At 70.5% G+C, this 16,678-nt stretch carries 15 protein-coding genes; 7 read left to right on the forward strand and 8 right to left on the reverse strand.

Translation table 11 applies throughout. From position 1 onward, the window contains the following. Positions 1-41 precede the first annotated feature (41 nt). Both mca and ACLLJJ_RS25190 read left to right on the forward strand, forming a co-directional pair. Positions 42-917 carry a mycothiol conjugate amidase Mca gene (mca, locus tag ACLLJJ_RS25185; protein ID WP_434595638.1) on the forward strand — a complete coding sequence of 292 codons (876 nt, stop codon included), beginning with the start codon at positions 42-44 and terminating at the stop codon, positions 915-917. Continuing rightward, positions 910-1,194: a hypothetical protein gene (locus tag ACLLJJ_RS25190; protein WP_434595640.1), complete on the forward strand. Its 285-nt coding sequence runs from the start codon at positions 910-912 to the stop codon at positions 1,192-1,194. Before mca ends, ACLLJJ_RS25190 begins: the two co-directional genes overlap by 8 nt. Positions 1,195-1,284: 90 nt before the next feature. On the opposite strand, the gene ACLLJJ_RS25195 is transcribed toward ACLLJJ_RS25190, so the two are convergent. The 3 genes from ACLLJJ_RS25195 to ACLLJJ_RS25205 form a co-directional block, all read right to left on the reverse strand. Beyond that, positions 1,285-4,506, reverse strand: a complete 3,222-nt coding sequence (locus ACLLJJ_RS25195; protein WP_434595642.1) for a tetratricopeptide repeat protein — start codon at positions 4,504-4,506, stop codon at positions 1,285-1,287. A 152-nt stretch (positions 4,507-4,658) separates the two neighbouring features. Continuing rightward, positions 4,659-4,943: a hypothetical protein gene (locus ACLLJJ_RS25200; RefSeq protein WP_434595644.1), complete on the reverse strand. Its 285-nt coding sequence runs from the start codon at positions 4,941-4,943 to the stop codon at positions 4,659-4,661. Positions 4,944-5,176: 233 nt separating this feature from the next. Continuing rightward, positions 5,177-5,743 (reverse strand): Uma2 family endonuclease, encoded by a 567-nt coding sequence (locus ACLLJJ_RS25205; protein WP_434595645.1) that lies wholly within the window; start codon positions 5,741-5,743, stop codon positions 5,177-5,179. A 248-nt stretch (positions 5,744-5,991) separates the two neighbouring features. Between ACLLJJ_RS25205 and ACLLJJ_RS25210 the strand changes: the two genes are divergently transcribed. Further along, complete coding sequence (locus ACLLJJ_RS25210) at positions 5,992-8,034, forward strand: thioredoxin domain-containing protein (protein WP_434595646.1); 2,043 nt, start codon at positions 5,992-5,994, stop codon at positions 8,032-8,034. A gap of 39 nt (positions 8,035-8,073) precedes the next feature. On the opposite strand, the gene ACLLJJ_RS25215 is transcribed toward ACLLJJ_RS25210, so the two are convergent. Together ACLLJJ_RS25215 and trhA are read right to left on the reverse strand one after the other, a co-directional pair. Continuing rightward, positions 8,074-8,706 (reverse strand): TetR/AcrR family transcriptional regulator, encoded by a 633-nt coding sequence (locus ACLLJJ_RS25215; protein WP_434595648.1) that lies wholly within the window; start codon positions 8,704-8,706, stop codon positions 8,074-8,076. A gap of 327 nt (positions 8,707-9,033) precedes the next feature. Continuing rightward, positions 9,034-9,630 carry a PAQR family membrane homeostasis protein TrhA gene (trhA, locus tag ACLLJJ_RS25220; protein WP_434600515.1) on the reverse strand — a complete coding sequence of 199 codons (597 nt, stop codon included), beginning with the start codon at positions 9,628-9,630 and terminating at the stop codon, positions 9,034-9,036. A gap of 325 nt (positions 9,631-9,955) precedes the next feature. Between trhA and ACLLJJ_RS25225 the strand changes: the two genes are divergently transcribed. After that, on the forward strand, positions 9,956-11,779 hold the full coding sequence (locus ACLLJJ_RS25225; RefSeq protein ID WP_434595650.1) for a phosphoenolpyruvate carboxykinase (GTP): 1,824 nt from the start codon (positions 9,956-9,958) through the stop codon (positions 11,777-11,779). A gap of 274 nt (positions 11,780-12,053) precedes the next feature. Here the strand turns inward: ACLLJJ_RS25225 and ACLLJJ_RS25230 are convergent, their stop codons facing one another. Continuing rightward, entirely contained in the window at positions 12,054-12,443 is a 390-nt protein-coding gene (locus ACLLJJ_RS25230; protein ID WP_434595652.1) for a hypothetical protein, read from the reverse strand. 132 nt (positions 12,444-12,575) lie between these two features. Further along, entirely contained in the window at positions 12,576-13,787 is a 1,212-nt protein-coding gene (locus tag ACLLJJ_RS25235; protein WP_434595653.1) for a pyridoxal phosphate-dependent aminotransferase, read from the reverse strand. 148 nt (positions 13,788-13,935) lie between these two features. Here ACLLJJ_RS25235 and ACLLJJ_RS25240 point away from each other — a divergent pair, with 148 nt between their 5' ends. The 3 genes from ACLLJJ_RS25240 (at position 13,936) to ACLLJJ_RS25250 (ending at position 16,009) form a co-directional block, all read left to right on the forward strand. Then, positions 13,936-14,358 carry a hypothetical protein gene (locus ACLLJJ_RS25240; protein WP_434595655.1) on the forward strand — a complete coding sequence of 141 codons (423 nt, stop codon included), beginning with the start codon at positions 13,936-13,938 and terminating at the stop codon, positions 14,356-14,358. A 217-nt stretch (positions 14,359-14,575) separates the two neighbouring features. Further along, positions 14,576-15,436: a S1 family peptidase gene (locus ACLLJJ_RS25245; RefSeq protein WP_434595656.1), complete on the forward strand. Its 861-nt coding sequence runs from the start codon at positions 14,576-14,578 to the stop codon at positions 15,434-15,436. 15 nt (positions 15,437-15,451) lie between these two features. Beyond that, entirely contained in the window at positions 15,452-16,009 is a 558-nt protein-coding gene (locus ACLLJJ_RS25250; RefSeq protein WP_434595657.1) for a hypothetical protein, read from the forward strand. Between the two features lie 121 nt (positions 16,010-16,130). On the opposite strand, the gene ACLLJJ_RS25255 is transcribed toward ACLLJJ_RS25250, so the two are convergent. Further along, positions 16,131-16,568 carry a VOC family protein gene (locus tag ACLLJJ_RS25255; protein ID WP_434595659.1) on the reverse strand — a complete coding sequence of 146 codons (438 nt, stop codon included), beginning with the start codon at positions 16,566-16,568 and terminating at the stop codon, positions 16,131-16,133. Between the last annotated feature and the right edge of the window lie 110 nt (positions 16,569-16,678).

Below are 16,678 nucleotides of genomic sequence, written 5' to 3' on the forward strand. Positions count from 1 at the left end.
ATAGAAGCCGCTTATTGCGTCCAATAACTGAGGATCGAGTCTTGACTGAGCAGCTGAGGCTGATGGCCGTGCACGCCCACCCCGACGACGAGTCGAGCAAGGGCGCGGCCACCATGGCCAAGTATGTGTCCGAGGGGGTGGACGTGCTGGTCGTGACCTGCACGGGAGGCGAGCGCGGCTCCATCCTCAATCCGAAGCTCCAGGGCGACAAGTACGTCGAGGAGCACATTCACGAAGTACGCAAGCAGGAGATGGACGAGGCCCGCCAGATCCTGGGCGTGCAGCAGGAGTGGCTCGGTTTCGTCGACTCCGGTCTCCCCGAGGGCGACCCGCTGCCGCCGCTGCCGCAGGGCTGCTTCGCGCTGGAGGACGTCGAGGAGGCCGCGGGCCGGCTGGTGAAGTCGATCCGCGAATTCCGCCCGCAGGTCATTACGACGTACGACGAGAACGGCGGGTACCCGCACCCCGACCACATCATGACCCACAAGATCACGATGGTGGCCTTCGAGGCCGCGGGCGACGCCTCGAAGTACCCCGAGGCGGGCGAGCCCTGGCAACCGCAGAAGCTCTACTACAACCAGGGCTTCAACCGGCCGCGCACGGTCGCGCTGCACGAGGCGCTGCTCGCGCGCGGCATGGAGTCGCCGTACGGCGAGTGGCTGGAGCGCTGGAAGGAGTTCGTCCGCGACGAGCGCACCCTGACCACGTTCATCCCGTGCGACGAATTCTTCGAGATCCGTGACAAGGCGCTGATCGCGCACGCCACCCAGATCGACCCCGACGGCGGCTGGTTCAACGTCCCGATGGATCTTCAGCGGGAGGTCTGGCCGACCGAGGAGTACGAGCTGGCCACGTCGCACGTCGATACGTCCATCCCCGAGAGCGACCTCTTCGCGGGCATCCGCGACAATGCCTGATGTGAACGTTTCTCAGGCAATGACGCAGCTCGTTCCGCTCGCCGCCGACAGCTTCGACAAGAACAAGGTGACACCCGGTGTGCTCGGGTTCCTCGTGTTCGCGGCGCTGGCTGTCGGTGTGTGGATGCTGATGAAGTCGATGAACCGGCACATGGGCAGGGTCGACTTCACCGAGGCCCCGGACCCGGCGGCGGCGAACGCGGACAAGTCCCCGCACGCCGAGGCCGGGGCGCAGTCGCCCTCGGCGCCGCCCCGGGGCGGCGGCTCCAAGGGCTGACGGGCCGCGTCACGCCGCACCGGCGTCCCCCGCGCCGCCCGCCCCACGGCGTCGGCGCGGGAGACGCACGCTCCGGGGCGCGGCCGGGGATCAGCCCCCCGCCACCTCCACCCGCACCCCCATCACCTCGCGCGAGTGCCGGTTCGGCACCATGCCCAGGCGCCAGGCCTGCCAGCCCGCCGCCAGGTCCACGCCGCGCTCCAGCACCAGGGCGTACGCCTCCGTGCAGTCCTCCAGCTTGCCGTCGCGCGTCGGGTGCGGGGCGTCTCGCAGCTGGGACAGCTCCTCGACGGCCACCGCCGTGCCGATCTCCGAGCCGCCGGGGGACGCGAACGGCAGCAGCGTGCAGCGCAGGAAGCGGGCCCAGTCGGCGCCGCGGTCGTCGTTGTACGACGTGAAAAGACCGATCGCCGCGTCGCACAGCTCCAGGGCCGGGGTCGGCCGGTTGTTGCCCGCGTCCACGATCGCCAGCTCCAGGCACGTCCACGCCTCGCCGTGCGCGACGCCGATGCGGCGGAAGTCCTGGCGCGCGTCGACCAGGAGCTGGCGGGCGAAGCCGCTGTTGCGGAGATTGCCGGTCTGCGCCGCCCGCTGATCGCGCGTGACCCGGCCCGAGTGGTGACGGGCGCAGGCCAGCCCGTACACATCACGCATCCGCGAGAACATGCCCCGCGCCCGCTCCAGCTCGCGCACCGCCTGGTCGCGGTCGCCGCGCTCCTCCAGCGCCTGCCCCAGGTAGTACAGCGTCCACGCCTCGCCACGCGCGTCCTCCGCGTCCCGGTGGCGCGACAGGGCCTGGCGCAGCTGGTCCACGGCGGGCGCCGGGTCGCCGTCCACCAGCCGGGCCCGCGCCAGCTGCGTCAGCGCCCACGCCTCGCCGCGGCCGTCGCGGGTCTGCCCGTACAGATCGAGCGCCTCCCGCAACTCGCCCTCCGCGCGCGGTACATCGCCCATCCGTAGACAGACCTGGCCGAGCTGGAAGTGCGCCCACGCCTGCCCGTGCAGGGACTCGCTCTGCCGGTGCAGGGTGAGCGCGGTGTCCAGGTGGGTGACGGCCTGCACGATGTTCGCCCGGTCGCGCTCCACCGCCGCCAGCGCGTGCAGTGTCCACGCGCGGTCGCCGGCCAGCTTGTCCGTCGACTGCAGGGCCAGCGCCTCGTGCAGCCGCGCCGCCGCCTCCGTCAGATTGCCCTGGTGATGCAGGGTGATCCCCAGCGAGCACAGGGCGCGGGCCGCGCCCGCCTCGTGCTGGGCCTCGAAGTAGAGGTCCACGACCGAGGACAGGGTCGTACGGGCCTTGTCCAGCTCGCCGAGCTGGCGCGCCGCGATGCCCGTGCGCCACTGGACCGACCGTACGAGCAGCCCCTGGTCGACGGCCTGCGTCAACTCGCTGATCTCACCGAGCCGGTAGAGGTCGCCGCGCAGCAGGCAGTAGTCGCACAGCGCGCCCAGCAGATTCAGTACGACCTGCTGGTCCACGCCCTCCGCGTGCCGCAGCGCCGCCGTGATGAAGCTCGTCTCGTCGTCCAGCCAGCGCAGCGCCGCGTCGAGCGAGGTGAAGCCGTGCGGCCCGAACTGGTCCGCCCGGGTGGACGTCTTGCCGTCCACCAGCCGGATCACCGAGTCGGCCAGCTCGCCGTAGTTGCGGATGAGCCGCTCCTGCGCGGCGGCCCGGTCCGCGGGCTCCTCCTCGTCGAGCAGCCTGGCGTGCGCGAAGTCCCGTACCAGGTCGTGCAACCGGTAGCGGCTGCCGCGCACATGGTCGATCAGACCGGCCCGGGACAGCACGGTCAGCAGCCGCTGCGCCTCCTGGTCGTCGGTGGACAGCAGGGCTGCCGCCGCCGCCGCGCCCAGGCTCGCCCGGCCCGCCAGCGCGAGGCGGCGCAGCAGCCTGCGGGCCGCGTCCGGCTGGTCGGTGTATCGCAGCCACAGGGCGCGCTCGACCGGTGGCACCGGTCCGTACGCCGCGAGGTCCGCGGCCAGGGCCGGGGCGGTGCGCGCGCCGAGCGAGGAGCCCGCCATGCGCAGGGCGAGCGGCAGCCCGCCGCACAACTCCGCGATGCTGTCGGTCGCCTGGGCGTCGTACGCGCCGTCCTTCTCCTCCGACGACTCGCGCAGCAGCTCCTCGGCGCCCACCGGGTCCAGTGGATCCACCGCCAGTTGGTACACCCACGCCGGGATGTCGGCGGGCAGGTCCAGCGGCGCCCGCGCGGTCACCAGCACCAGGCTGTCCGAACGCTCGGGTACGAGAGTGCGCACCTGCGCCGCGTCCGAGGCGTCGTCCAGTACGACGGTCACCGGCAGTCCCGTCAGGTGCTGGTGGTAGAGCTCGGTCAGCCTGCGCAACTGCTGTGTCTGGGAGGCGCGTTCACGGAAGAGCAGTTGGTCGCGCGGTGCGCCGAGCCGGTTCAGCAGGTGCAGCAGCGCGTCACGCGTCGACAGCGGGGTCTCGTCCGCGCTGTCCCCGCGCAGGTCGACCACGCACGCCCCGCGGAACTGGTCCCTGAGGTCGTGCGCCGCCCGCACGGCGAGCGTGGTGCGCCCCGATCCGGGGGCGCCGTGCAGGACCACGATGGTGGGCCGCGTCTCGGTGCTCGCCCTGGCGGTGTGCACCCACCGGGCGATCTGTGCCATCGCGACGCGGCGCCCCGCGAACGGCCCGTCGGGCTGCGGGAGATGGCCGAACGACTGCTCAAGTACGGACCGCCTGCGCGCCGCCTGGCTGCGGTCGGCGCCGCGCAACTGCCCCACCGCGGCGGCCTTCTTCGGCGTGCGGCCGGTCCGGGTCGCGGCGAGCAGGACGTGCTGCTGATCCAGGAACGGCCGGATGCCGCGCACCTCAAGTGCCGTCAGCCACTGCAGCCTCAACTGCTCGGTCCCGCCCGGCTGTCCGAGCGCCCCGGCCCTGCGGTTGGCGGCGGGCCAGTGCGAGGCGGTGACCTTGGCGACGGTGGTGGCGGCGCCCGCCATCGCGACGACGGCCCCGGCGCCCAGTGCGGTGCCGGCCGCCGTGCCCAGCGCGAGGTCGGCGCCGAAGGCCGCCGCGGCGGCAACTGTGGTCACCAGCGCGGGAGTTCCCAACGCCCGCTTGGTGAAACGTTCCGACAGGGGCTGCTGCCCGGCCTGCGATTCGTCCAGTGCCACGGTGTAGGCGGTGTACTCCTCGCCCGCGCTGGCCGCCATCGAATCCAGCGCGGCACGCCCACGGGTGAGCAGCGCGTTGGCGTCGACCCGTCCGCCGGACCGCCGCACCTGTTCTTCGACGGCGCGTACCAACAGCCTCTCGGCCTCAGTCCGGTGGCTGTCCCGCATATGCGTCCCCCTCCGAAAGCAACGGTTGCGGTCCAAGTGTCCTGCTTGACGCGCGTCGGCGCGAGGGAGCGGAGCCCCGGGACGGGCCGCGGTGGAACGCACAACGCCCGCCCCGGGCGCGTCCGGGGCGGGCGATGTGTGGTGGTGCGATACTACATGTTCTCTTCGGCGTCCAGGTACGCCTGGATCTTCCTGTCGATCGCGGCGGCCTCGGCGCGGGCCCGCTTGGCCGCCGCGTGGGCGCCGTCCCGGTCCAGCCTGTTGGCCTTGGCCTTCAGGTCCGCGGACTGCTGGCGCAGCTGCGGGATGTTGACGCTGATGCTGCCCCCGCGGGCGGCGGCCGGAGCGGCGGTGGCGGTGGTCACGGGCAGCGCCGCGAACAGCACGCCTCCGGCCATCGCTGCGGTCACGGCGAGCGTGGAAATGCGTCGACGCACAAGATTCCCCTTGTCCAAGTACGGTCGTTTACCGGTCAGTAACTCTATCCGATGTGATCTTGAGGTCGCGCCCCGTGGCGCCCGGATGGGGCGCGGCCGGGCGCGCGAGGACTGGGGCACGGCGAACCGGGGGGTGCCAAAGGCGCCTGAGAGTCGGCGCGCGCACGTCGTGGAGCGTGCGCAGTCACTCCGAAAGGGCTCTCCCGCAGACTTCAGCGTCTTGCGCAGCGCTGTCAGATGATTCCCAGGTCGACAGTGACCGAAAAGGGCGCGGCAGCCTTGATCACGCCGGTGAACATCTCGCCGTCCCGGTAGGCCTTGGTGGCGGGGTCGAGGACGTAGGTGTAGATGATGGGCACGCCGGTGGCGGCCTGCTCGATCCGCCAGTAGAAAGGGATGCCGGCCTTGGCGTACTGGTCCACCTTCACGATCCGGTCGGTGGTCTCCGAACCGGGCGACACGACCTCGACGACCAGGAGTACATGTTCGGGGCGGGTGGGCGTGAGGTCGATGGTCTCTGCCCGATAGACGACGACGTCCGGACGGCGGTTGGTGAGTGGAACGTCCTGCAGGCGGACGTCGAAGTCCGTGTCCGCGTTCCAGTCCGGGCCCGCGGCGGTGTCCAGGGCATTGGCCAGGATTCGGGCCAGTCGGTTGTGCCGCTTGGGCGCGCTCGGGCTCACCATGACCATCCCGTCCACGATCTCAATGCCGGCACACTGCTCATCGGACCAGGAGTCGTACTGCTCCGCGCTGATCTGCGCATGCATCCACTCGGGCGCCATCATCTCGGCGGTCATGATGTGCCTCCTTCGAGGGGCCTCGACAGTTCCAGCGCTGCTGGGCTCAGCCTACTGTCCTGTGATTCCGTGACGACGATGCGACTTCGGCGACACCGCCTCGACAAAACGCTGGTCCCAGGTGAGTCCGTTACGAGGGGGAGGCCGTCGTCCATCAGGTGATGGCGCCTGAGTGCGTTTCAGTCGGGCGAGACAGAGCCTGTGCGGGCTTCGCCGACGGGGCTGGGCATTGTGAGAGGCTGGGCCGCATGAACCGGTTGGCTGGTGTGACCTCGCCTTATCTGCTTCAGCACGCTGACAATCCGGTCGACTGGTGGCCCTGGACGCCGGAGGCTTTCGAGGAGGCGCGGCGGCGCAATGTGCCCGTCCTGCTGTCGGTTGGCTACTCGGCGTGCCACTGGTGCCACGTCATGGCGCACGAGTCCTTCGAGGACGACGCGACCGCCGCGTACATGAACGAGCACTTCGTGAACATCAAGGTCGACCGCGAGGAGCGCCCCGACGTCGACGCCGTCTACATGGAGGCCGTGCAGGCCGCGACCGGCCAGGGCGGCTGGCCCATGACGGTGTTCCTGACCGCCGAAGCCGAGCCGTTCTACTTCGGTACGTACTTCCCGCCCGAGCCCCGGCACGGCATGCCCTCCTTCCGACAGGTGCTCGAAGGCGTCGGCAGCGCCTGGACCGACCGGCGCGAGGAGGTCACCGAGGTCGCCGCGAAAATCGTGGGCGAACTGGCCGAGCGCTCCCTCGCCTACAACGCGCCCGAGATGCCGGCCGAGGAGGAGCTCGCGCAGGCACTGCTCGGACTGACCCGGGAGTACGACGCCACCCGCGGCGGGTTCGGCGGCGCGCCGAAGTTCCCGGCGGCGATGGTGCTGGAGTTCCTGCTGCGCCACTACGCGCGCACCGGGGCCGAGGGGGCCCTGCAAATGGCCCGCGAGACCGGCGAGGCGATGGCGCGCGGAGGGATCTACGACCAGCTCGGCGGCGGCTTCGCCCGCTACTCGGTCGACCGCGAATGGGTCGTGCCGCACTTCGAGAAGATGTTGTACGACAACGCCCTCCTGTGCCGGGTCTACGCCCATCTGTGGCGGGCCACCGGATCGGATCTGGCGCGCCGGGTGGCGCTGGAGACCGCCGACTTCCTGGTGAGTGAACTCCGTACGCAGGAAGGCGGGTTCGCGTCCGCGCTCGACGCCGACAGCGACGACGGCACCGGCAGGCACGTCGAGGGCGCGTACTACGTATGGACGCCGGAGCAACTGCGCACGGTGCTGGGGGAGGAGGACGCCCGCTTCGCGGCGCAGCGCTTCCTGGTGACCGAGGAGGGCACGTTCGAGGAGGGCGCTTCGGTGCTTCAGCTCTCCGAGACCGAGGCGGAGGGCGAAGCCCTGGGCCTGGCGGAGGCGGGGCGGGTCGCGAGTGTCCGGGCGCGGCTGCTCGCGGCGCGTGCGGAGCGGCCGGAGCCGGGCCGTGACGACAAGGTCGTCGCCGCCTGGAACGGGCTCGCGATCGCCGCGCTGGCCGAGGTCGGCGCGTTCTTCGACCGCCCCGACCTCGTCGAGCGGGCGACCGAGGCGGCCGATCTGCTGGTGCGGGTGCACATGGACGACGGGGCGCGGATCGCCCGTACGTCCAAGGACGGCAAGGTCGGCGCGAACGCGGGCGTGCTGGAGGACTACGCGGATGTCGCGGAGGGCTTCCTCGCGTTGGCCTCGGTGACCGGTGAGGGGGTCTGGCTGGACTTCGCGGGCTTCCTCCTCGACATCGTCCTCGACCAGTTCGTGGGGGAGGGCGGGTCGCTCTTCGACACCGCGAATGACGCGGAGAAGCTCATCCGCCGCCCGCAGGACCCGACGGACAACGCGACGCCGTCCGGCTGGACGGCCGCCGCGGGTGCGCTCCTCGCGTACGCCGCGCACACCGGCTCCGAGGCGCACCGCACCGCGGCCGAGCGGGCGTTGGGCGTGGTCAAGGCGCTGGGCCCGCGCGCCCCGCGCTTCATCGGCTGGGGCCTGGCGGTCGCCGAGGCGGCGCTGGACGGGCCGCGCGAGGTCGCCGTGGTCGGTCCCGCGGACGACCCGCTGACGAGGGACCTGCACCGGGTCGCGCTGCTGGCGCAGGCGCCGGGGGCGGTCGTGGCGGTCGGGGAAGTGGGCAGCGAGGAGTTCCCGCTGCTGGCGGGCCGGCCGGCCGGGGCGTACGTCTGCCGGCACTTCGTGTGCGACGCGCCCACGACGGAGCCGTCGGTGCTGCGGGAGCGGCTGGGCGCGGACGCGGGTACGGCTTGATCCGGGCGGCGCCCCCGGGCCGGGCCCGGGGGCGCCGGGCTACCTCGACAGGGTGCACCCGGTCCGCAGGGTGTCCAGCGCGCGCTCGACCAGTTGCACCAGGTCCTCGCGCTGGCCGCGCTCGGCCCAGAACAGCATGGTTTCTATCAGTGCGGCGATGACGCCCATGGAGAACACCCGCACTTCCAGGTCGTCCGCCTGACGTCCCGTCCGCTCCGCCACGGCCCCGCACAGCAGCCGCCCGGTGACGGACATGCTCTGCGCCACCCGGGAGCGCACGGCGGGCACGTCGACCATGAGCCTGGTCCGCAGCAGTGTCTCTTCCTTCTCGTGGGCGAGGGAGCGTCGCAGGGCCTCGCCCACGACCACCCGCAGGGATTCGAGCAACTGCTCGTCGGCGGGCCGCTCGCGCAGTGCCGCGTCGAGCAACGGGTCGTACTCGTCGGTCAGGACGATGTCTTCCTTGGTCGGGAAGTACCGGGAGACGGTGGAGGGCGAGACCTCGGCGGCCTCCGCGATCTGTTCGACGGTGGTCGCGTCGTATCCCTGCTCGGAGATCAGCCGGTACGTCGCGGTGCGGATCGCGACCCGGGTCTTGAGTTTCTTGCGTTCGCGCAGCCCGGGGCGGGGCGGCGCGTCGGCGGCAGGGGGAGGTGCGGAGGAAGCGGCCATGCCCGTCATTGTCGGGCATCGTCCCGGTACCGGCACCTGACGCACCTCTGACTGTCAGTGGCGCATGTGACGATGCGTGGTGGGTAGTTGAACAACCTGTGAAGGTTGAAGGGGGCTGAGATGAGGGGCATCGTCAACGCGCTCGCCGTGGTCGTGGCGGGCTTGTGTGTCGCAGGGTTCCTGGTGGGCGGCGGGGCCGCCGTGCTGGGTGTGGTGCTCGCGGTCGTCGCCGTCGTGGGATGGCAGGTGGCCGCGGCTTCCCGGCCACGGCCACCAAGAGGATCGGGTCCGTACGGATCCGGCCGGGATACGCCGGGCCGGGGCGGGTCAGTCGTACTTGTAGGCCACCAGCGAGATGCCGACATAGTGCACGGCGAAGGCCGCCAGGGTCAGTGAGTGGAAGACCTCGTGGAAGCCGAACCACCGGGGTGACGGATTGGGGCGCTTGATCCCGTAGATCACGCCGCCGGCGCTGTAGAGCAGCCCGCCGACGATCACGCAGATGAGTACGGCGACCCCGCCCGCGCGCATGAAGTCGGGCAGGAAGAAGACGGCGGCCCAGCCCATCGCGATGTAGCAGGGCGTGTAGAGCCAGCGCGGTGCGCCGACCCAGAAGACCCGGAAGGCGATACCCGCAACGGCCGCCGCCCAGATGGCCCACATCAGCGGGCGTCCGGTGGAGTCCGGGAGAAGAAGCACGGTCAGCGGGGTATAGGTGCCCGCGATGATCAGAAAAATATTGGCATGGTCGAGCCGGCGCAGGATGGCCTCGCCGCGCGGCCCCCAGGTGCCCCGGTGGTAGATCGCGCTGATGCCGAAGAGCAGGCAGGCGGTCAGGACGAAGATCCCGCACGCGATCCGGGCGCGGGTGGAATCCGTGAGCGCGACCAGGATCAGCCCGGCGACCAGCACCAGGGGGAACATGCCGGCGTGCAGCCAGCCCCGCAGCTTCGGCTTGACCGGGCCCGGACTCTCGATGTCGACCGGCTCCTGTTCGGGGGCCTGTGGTTGCGCGAGCGGGTCTGACGCGGCTGAAGTCATGGACCCAATGCTACCTACGGAACCGTAGGTTACGAGCAAGTATTCGGCCCCTGAGTGGCGATGCTCACGTGTGCAGCCCCCTGGACACATGGGCGCATGACCCCGATGATCAAATGAGTGCGGTCGGCACCGGATGAGCGGCACGTCGCATCCGGGTCGCAGCCCCCACGGGGCATACACCAACAAAACCCCTCAACAAGGAGCAACCGTGGCGCGCGACATCGCGGCTCCCACCGTCCCCACCAACCACCAGGAGCTCGTCTCCTGGGTAGACGAGATCGCCCAGATCACCCAGCCGGACCGGGTGGTCTGGTGTGACGGCACCGAGGCCGAGTACGAGCGCCTGTGCGGGGAGCTCGTGGCCAAGGGGACGTTCAAGAAGCTGGACCCGGTCAAGCGCCCGAACTCCTACTACGCCGCTTCCGACCCGAGCGATGTCGCCCGCGTCGAGGACCGCACCTTCATCTGCTCCGAGAAGGAGCAGGACGCCGGTCCCACGAACCACTGGAAGGCCCCCGCCGAGATGCGGGAGATGTTCGCCGGCCAGGAGGGGATCTTCCGCGGCTCGATGCGTGGCCGCACGATGTACGTCGTGCCGTTCTGCATGGGCCCGGTCGGCTCGCCGCTGTCCGCGATCGGCGTCGAGATCACCGACTCGGCGTACGTCGCCGTGTCGATGCGCACCATGACCCGGATGGGCCAGGCCGTCCTCGACGAGCTCGGCACCGACGGCTTCTTCGTCAAGGCCGTCCACACCCTCGGTGCGCCGCTCGCCGAGGGCGAGGCGGACGTCCCGTGGCCGTGCAACACCACCAAGTACATCTCGCACTTCCCCGAGGACCGGGAGATCTGGTCCTACGGCTCGGGCTACGGCGGCAACGCCCTGCTCGGCAAGAAGTGCTACGCCCTGCGCATCGCGTCCGTCATGGCACGCGACGAGGGCTGGCTGGCCGAGCACATGCTCATCCTCAAGCTGACGCCGCCGGAGGGTGAGTCGAAGTACATCGCCGCCGCCTTCCCGAGCGCCTGCGGCAAGACGAACCTGGCGATGCTGGAGCCGACCATCTCCGGCTGGACCGTCGAGACCGTCGGCGACGACATCGCCTGGATGCGGTTCGGCGAGGACGGCCAGCTGTACGCGATCAACCCCGAGGCCGGTTTCTTCGGCGTCGCGCCCGGCACCGGCGAGCACACCAACGCCAACGCCATGAAGACCATGTGGGGCAACTCGGTCTTCACGAATGTCGCGCTGACCGACGACAACGACGTGTGGTGGGAGGGCATGACCGAGGAGCCGCCCGCGCACCTCACGGACTGGAAGGGCAACGACTGGACCCCCGAGTCCGGCACCCCCGCGGCCCACCCCAACGCCCGCTTCACCGTCCCGGCCGGGCAGTGCCCGATCATCGCGCCCGAGTGGGAGGACCCCAAGGGTGTGCCGATCTCGGCGATCCTCTTCGGTGGCCGCCGCGCCACGGCCGTGCCGCTGGTGACCGAGTCCTTCGACTGGCAGCACGGCGTCTTCCTCGGTGCGAACGTCGCCTCCGAGAAGACCGCCGCCGCCGAGGGCAAGGTCGGCGAGCTGCGCCGCGACCCGTTCGCCATGCTGCCGTTCTGCGGTTACAACATGGGCGACTACATGGGCCACTGGATCAAGGTCGGCGCGGACAAGCCCGACCAGTCCAAGCTCCCGAAGATCTACTACGTCAACTGGTTCCGCAAGAACGACGCGGGCAAGTTCGTGTGGCCCGGCTTCGGCGAGAACAGCCGCGTGCTCAAGTGGATCGTCGAGCGCCTTGAGGGCAAGGGCGAGGGCGTCGAGACGCCGATCGGCATCCTGCCCGCCAAGGGTGCGCTGGACACCGAGGGCCTGGACCTCTCCGAGGCCGAGCTGGACTTCCTTCTCACGGTCGACAAGGAGGTCTGGCGCGAGGAGGCGGCGCTGGTCCCCGAGCACCTCAACACCTTCGGCGACCACGCCCCCAAGGAGCTGTGGGACGAGTACCGCGCGCTGGTGAAGCGTCTGGGCTGAGCCCGGACGAAGCAGCTCCGCGGCCGGGCCTTCCGGACATCCGCCCTGACCTGTGGGGTCATCGGCCCGCCGCGGTATCCCGGCCCTCGAAGCCCCCTCACGGCTTCGGGGGCCGGACCCTTGGGGTGGCGCCGACGGGCTCGCGCGTCGTGAAAGCGTTCAAGCGTTCAACGGCAAGCGCCAGAAGGTTCTGCTCAAAGGGGTCTGCTCAGAGGGTTACTGCTGATGGGTGGCACCCGGTCCGTGCACCTCCGCGGCCCACGAACCGGGGCCGTCAGTGGGCGCCGACCAGATCGAGCTGGTCGAGCGCCGCCGCGTGCGCGTCCATGCGCTCGGCGGACAGAATCGCGCCGGCGGTGTCCGCCCGCGAGGCGGCGACAACGAGTGCCCGCGCCGCGAGGTCCTGTGCCCGGCGGTGCAGCGCCGCGGGGGCCGCGCGGGTGAGCGCGGCGTGCCGGACCGGCGGGGTCCCGCGCAGTCGTGCCACCTGGGTGGCGATCTGCTGCGCGGCCTCGTCGAGGCCGAGCTCGTCCGTCACCGCGAGCAGCGCGGAGAGGTGCCCGGCCAGCTGAATGTCCAGCTCTTCGCCGCGCGTGTGGTGCGGGAAGTCGCCGGAGTCGGTGGCCACACGATGGACCGACTTGGTGCGAATCGGCTCGTACATGGGTGGCCTCCTTTCAGGGTCTGAAGACCACCCTACATTAGATTCTGTCTAAAGTTGAGCCGAGTCGGACGAAGCCTCCGCGGCTGGTACCGCACATGGCCACGGCCGGTTGAGTGACCGGGCCAGGGCCGGTTACGGCTGGCCGTAGCCGTCCAGGAAGGTGCCGATCCTGGTCACCGCGTCCGCCAGATCCTCGGCCGCGGGCAGCGTCACGATCCGGAAGTGATCAGGCTCGGGCCAGTTGAAGCCCGTACCGTGCACCACCATGATCTTCTCGGCCCGCAGCAGGTCGAGGACCATCTCCCGGTCGTCCTTGATCTTGTAGACCTTGGGGTCCAGGCGCGGGAAGAGGTACAGCGCGCCCTTGGGCTTCACGCACGTCACCCCCGGGATCTGGGTGAGCAGCTCGTACGCCGTGTTCCGCTGCTCCAGGATCCGGCCGCCCGGCAGCACCAGGTCGTCGATCGACTGCCGGCCGCCGAGCGCCGTGGCCACCGCGTGCTGCGAGGGCATGTTGGCGCACAGCCGCATATTGGCGAGGATCGTCAGCCCCTCGATGTACGAGGACGCGTGCGCCTTCGGCCCGCAGACCGCCAGCCAGCCGCTGCGGAAGCCCGCCACGCGGTAGTTCTTCGAGAGCCCGTTGAAGGTCAGGGTCAGGAGATCGGGCGCGATGGCGGCGGTCGGGGTGTGCGTCGCGCCGTCGTAGAGGATCCGGTCGTAGATCTCGTCGGAGCAGACGATCAGATTGTGCCGACGGGCGATCTCGGTGAGAGAGCGCAGCATCTCGTCGTCGTACACCGCGCCCGTCGGATTGTTCGGGTTGATGATGACGATCGCCTTGGTGCGGTCGGTGATCTTGCGCTCGATGTCGGCGAGGTCCGGCATCCAGTCGGCCTGCTCGTCGCACCGGTAGTGCACGGCGGTGCCGCCCGCCAGGGAGACCGACGCGGTCCACAGCGGATAGTCCGGCGCCGGCACGAGCACCTCGTCGCCGTCGTCGAGCAGTGCCTGCATCGACATCTGGATCAGCTCGGAGACGCCGTTGCCGAGGTAGATGTCCTCGACGTCGAGGTTGATCCCCTTGGTCTGGTAGTGCTGCATCACCGCGCGCCGCGCGGCCAGCAGCCCCTTCGCGTCGCCGTACCCGTGCGCGCTGGACAGATTGCGGAGGATGTCCTCCAGAATCTCGGGCGGGCACTCGAATCCGAAGGCCGCCGGATTACCGGTGTTGAGCTTGAGGATGCGGTGACCCGCCGCTTCGAGCCGCATCGCCTCCTCAAGCACGGGGCCGCGGATTTCGTAACAGACGTTTGCGAGCTTCGTCGACTGGATCACCTGCATGACGGCCACCTTACGGGCGCGTAACGAGGCCCGCTCCGTGTTTTTGGCCACGTCGCGGGGGTGTGGAGATCAGGCGAAAGGTTACGGCGCCGCGCCGGGACGGACATCTGCTGGACCGGCCACCGGTCGCCGCACGAGACTGTCCGTCATGACGGAGGACGTGGCGGGGGAGCTGACGGGGCGGCAGACGGGTGAGCAGCCGTTCGCGTTGCTCAGTGACGAGCCGGTCGACGTCCCGAACGGCGATCTGCTCGACACGGGCCCCACCGCCCGCCGGCTCGCGGCGCGGGAGCGGGCGGAGCGCGCGCTCGGCATTACCGACATCGGCCTGGTGATCTCCGACATCCAGGGCGGTACGGACCGCACCGCGGGGTTCGACCTGCTCGCGCGCCGGCGCAGCACGGGCAGCTACAGCCGCCCGGCCGCCTTCTGCGCCTCCCGGATCACCCCGAACGGGCAGGCGCGGGCCGCCGAGCTCCGGGCGGAGGTCTACCGGGACGGCGACGAGCTGTTCTCGTACGTCGCCGGCGTCGCGCAGGCACGGGCGTGGGCGCAGGACACGGTCAGGTAGCCGGAGGTGGGCCGGGGCGAAGGCGTGCGGTGCGACCGGCTGCCGGGCCGGGCCGCGCCCGCGTCACGGCCAACTCCCCTCCAAGCCGGATGGATATATCGCGCCGTCTCAGCATGCGGTCTTGTCCGGCGACCGTAATCACCCAACAATGCGCATGACAAACCGAAGGCCACTTCGGTCCCACAGGTCACAAGGTCACACAGAGGGGACCCCCCACATGAAGAAGCCTCTCGTCGGTGCGCTCTTCGCTGTCCTGCTTCTCGGAGCAGGCGCGGCGCCCGCAGCCGCAGAGACTCTCCACCGGCCCGCACCCCAACCCGTCGTCAAGCCCCAACCCGCCGTCAAGGCGGTCGACTTCGCCGGAACAGTGGCACTCAGCAACTGTTCGGGCTCGGTCGTCCGGGTGGCTGCCTCGAAGCCGACCGATCCCGCCCTGGTGCTGTCCAACGGACACTGTCTGGAGAGCGGCTTCCCCGCCCCCGGCCAGGTCGTCGTCGACAAGCCGTCGACCCGCAGCTTCACCCTGCTGAACGCCTCGGGCGGCAACGCCGGGACGCTCAGAGCAAGCAAGATCGCGTACGGCACGATGACGGACACCGACGCCTCGCTCTACCAATTGACCAGCACCTACGCCCAGATCGAGAGCACCTACCGGATCAAGGCGCTGGAGCTCAGCGCGACCCGCCCGGCGCAGGGCAGCGCCATCACGGTCGTCTCCGGCTACTGGAAGCGGACGTACAGCTGCGCGGTTGACGGCTTCGTGTACCGGATCAAGGAAGGCTCCTGGACCTGGAAGGACTCGGTCCGCTACACCCCGGCCTGCAAGACCATCGGCGGCACGTCCGGCTCGCCGGTGATCGACAACGCCACCGGCAAGGTCGTCGCCGTCAACAACACCGGTAACGAGAGCGGCGGTCGCTGCACGGACAACAACCCCTGCGAGGTCGACGAGACCGGCAAGGTGACCGTGCGCAAGGGCATCAACTACGCCCAGCAGACGTACACCATCGTTCCGTGCGTGGGCGCCGGGAACAAGATCGACCTCAGCCGTCCGGGTTGCACGCTCCCGAAGCCGTAACCAGCGAGGCAGGAGGTGCCGGCGGCACCCACCCCGGACGCCGAGTGGATCTTCCCGGCCGAACGCACCCGTCAGGGCGGCATGGCCCGGGTCCACTACGCGGAGGGGCACGACCGGCTGACGAAGCCGGTGATCATCTCGGACGGGTTCAACTCGGGTCCCTCGAACATGGACGAGTTCTGGGACGGTCTGGAGAACAAGGGCTACGCGTTCGCGACCGAGCTCTCGCGGCGCGGCTACGGCCTGATCCTGCTCGGCTACCTGGAGCGCTCCGCGTCGCTCCTGGACAACGCCGGGGTGGCGCAGGAATGCGTCCAGCGGGCCATCGGTGAGCGGGTCGGCGACGCCCCGCTGACCGTCGGCGGTTTCAGCATGGGCGGCATCATCACCCGCTACACGCTTCAGCTACGACAGCCCGCACCGGGGCGCGTGGATCCCCGTCTCGCTCCAGGCGCTCCGATCGCACCGCAGGCGAGCGATCTCGACGAGTTCAGGTGCTCGACCACGAACACGACGCACTCGCAGATGACCGCCGAACTGGGCGGCTGGATCCTGGACCGGCTCCCCGAGTAGCGACCCGCACCGCACCGCCGCCACCCCGGGGACGTACGCTCCGGGGTGGCGTCTCGCGCGCGCAACCGTCCCCCGCGCAACCGTCCCCGCGCGCCGCCCCTGCTGCCGCCTCTTGCCGCTCCTACCGCTCGGAGAGGGGAGCCGGGGCCTCCTGGACGTTCCACGAGTTGCCGTCGGGGTCGGTGAAGTGCATGAAGCTGTTCCACTCGGTCTCGCTGCGGCCCTCGGCCCACCCCTGGGGACCCACGTGCAGCACGGGGGAGACGTCGACCCCCCGGGAGACCAGCTCGGCGCGGGCCGCCTCGATGTCCGTGACACAGAGCTGCGCGCCGCGCAGGGAGCCGGGGGCGGCGGGCTCCGGGGCGCCCGGGGGCGTGGGCATGCCGGTGATCAGGGCGACCGAACAGCGGGAGCCGGGCGGGGTGAGCTGGACGATCCGGATGCCGGGGGCGACCTCGGTGTCCAGGTCCACCTTGAAGCCGACCTGGTCGGCGTAGAAGGCCTTGGCGCGGTCGACGTCCGAGACGGGGACGGTGATGACTTCGAGGGTCCATTCCATGGTGTGGCTCCAGGGAGAGGGGAGGGGAGTGGCAGGCCGTGTGGCCATCGTCCACTCCGGCGGGCGGGGGCGCACCCGGTACCGCTCGTTCCGCACTGCCGTCCCGATCC

The sequence above is a fragment of the Streptomyces sp. A5-4 genome, from assembly GCF_051131715.1.
Lineage (GTDB): Bacteria > Actinomycetota > Actinomycetes > Streptomycetales > Streptomycetaceae > Streptomyces.

Coding starts and splice junctions, on each gene's coding strand:
- ACLLJJ_RS25255 (WP_434595659.1), bottom strand. CDS start 16,568: ATGGAATGGACCCTCGAAGTCATCACCGTCCCCGTCTCGGACGTCGAC.
- ACLLJJ_RS25215 (WP_434595648.1), bottom strand. CDS start 8,706: ATGGCCGCTTCCTCCGCACCTCCCCCTGCCGCCGACGCGCCGCCCCGC.
- ACLLJJ_RS25240 (WP_434595655.1), top strand. CDS start 13,936: ATGACGGAGGACGTGGCGGGGGAGCTGACGGGGCGGCAGACGGGTGAG.
- ACLLJJ_RS25235 (WP_434595653.1), bottom strand. CDS start 13,787: ATGCAGGTGATCCAGTCGACGAAGCTCGCAAACGTCTGTTACGAAATC.
- ACLLJJ_RS25190 (WP_434595640.1), top strand. CDS start 910: ATGCCTGATGTGAACGTTTCTCAGGCAATGACGCAGCTCGTTCCGCTC.
- ACLLJJ_RS25205 (WP_434595645.1), bottom strand. CDS start 5,743: ATGACCGCCGAGATGATGGCGCCCGAGTGGATGCATGCGCAGATCAGC.
- ACLLJJ_RS25195 (WP_434595642.1), bottom strand. CDS start 4,506: ATGCGGGACAGCCACCGGACTGAGGCCGAGAGGCTGTTGGTACGCGCC.
- ACLLJJ_RS25210 (WP_434595646.1), top strand. CDS start 5,992: ATGAACCGGTTGGCTGGTGTGACCTCGCCTTATCTGCTTCAGCACGCT.
- ACLLJJ_RS25230 (WP_434595652.1), bottom strand. CDS start 12,443: ATGTACGAGCCGATTCGCACCAAGTCGGTCCATCGTGTGGCCACCGAC.
- trhA (WP_434600515.1), bottom strand. CDS start 9,630: ATGTTCCCCCTGGTGCTGGTCGCCGGGCTGATCCTGGTCGCGCTCACG.
- ACLLJJ_RS25245 (WP_434595656.1), top strand. CDS start 14,576: ATGAAGAAGCCTCTCGTCGGTGCGCTCTTCGCTGTCCTGCTTCTCGGA.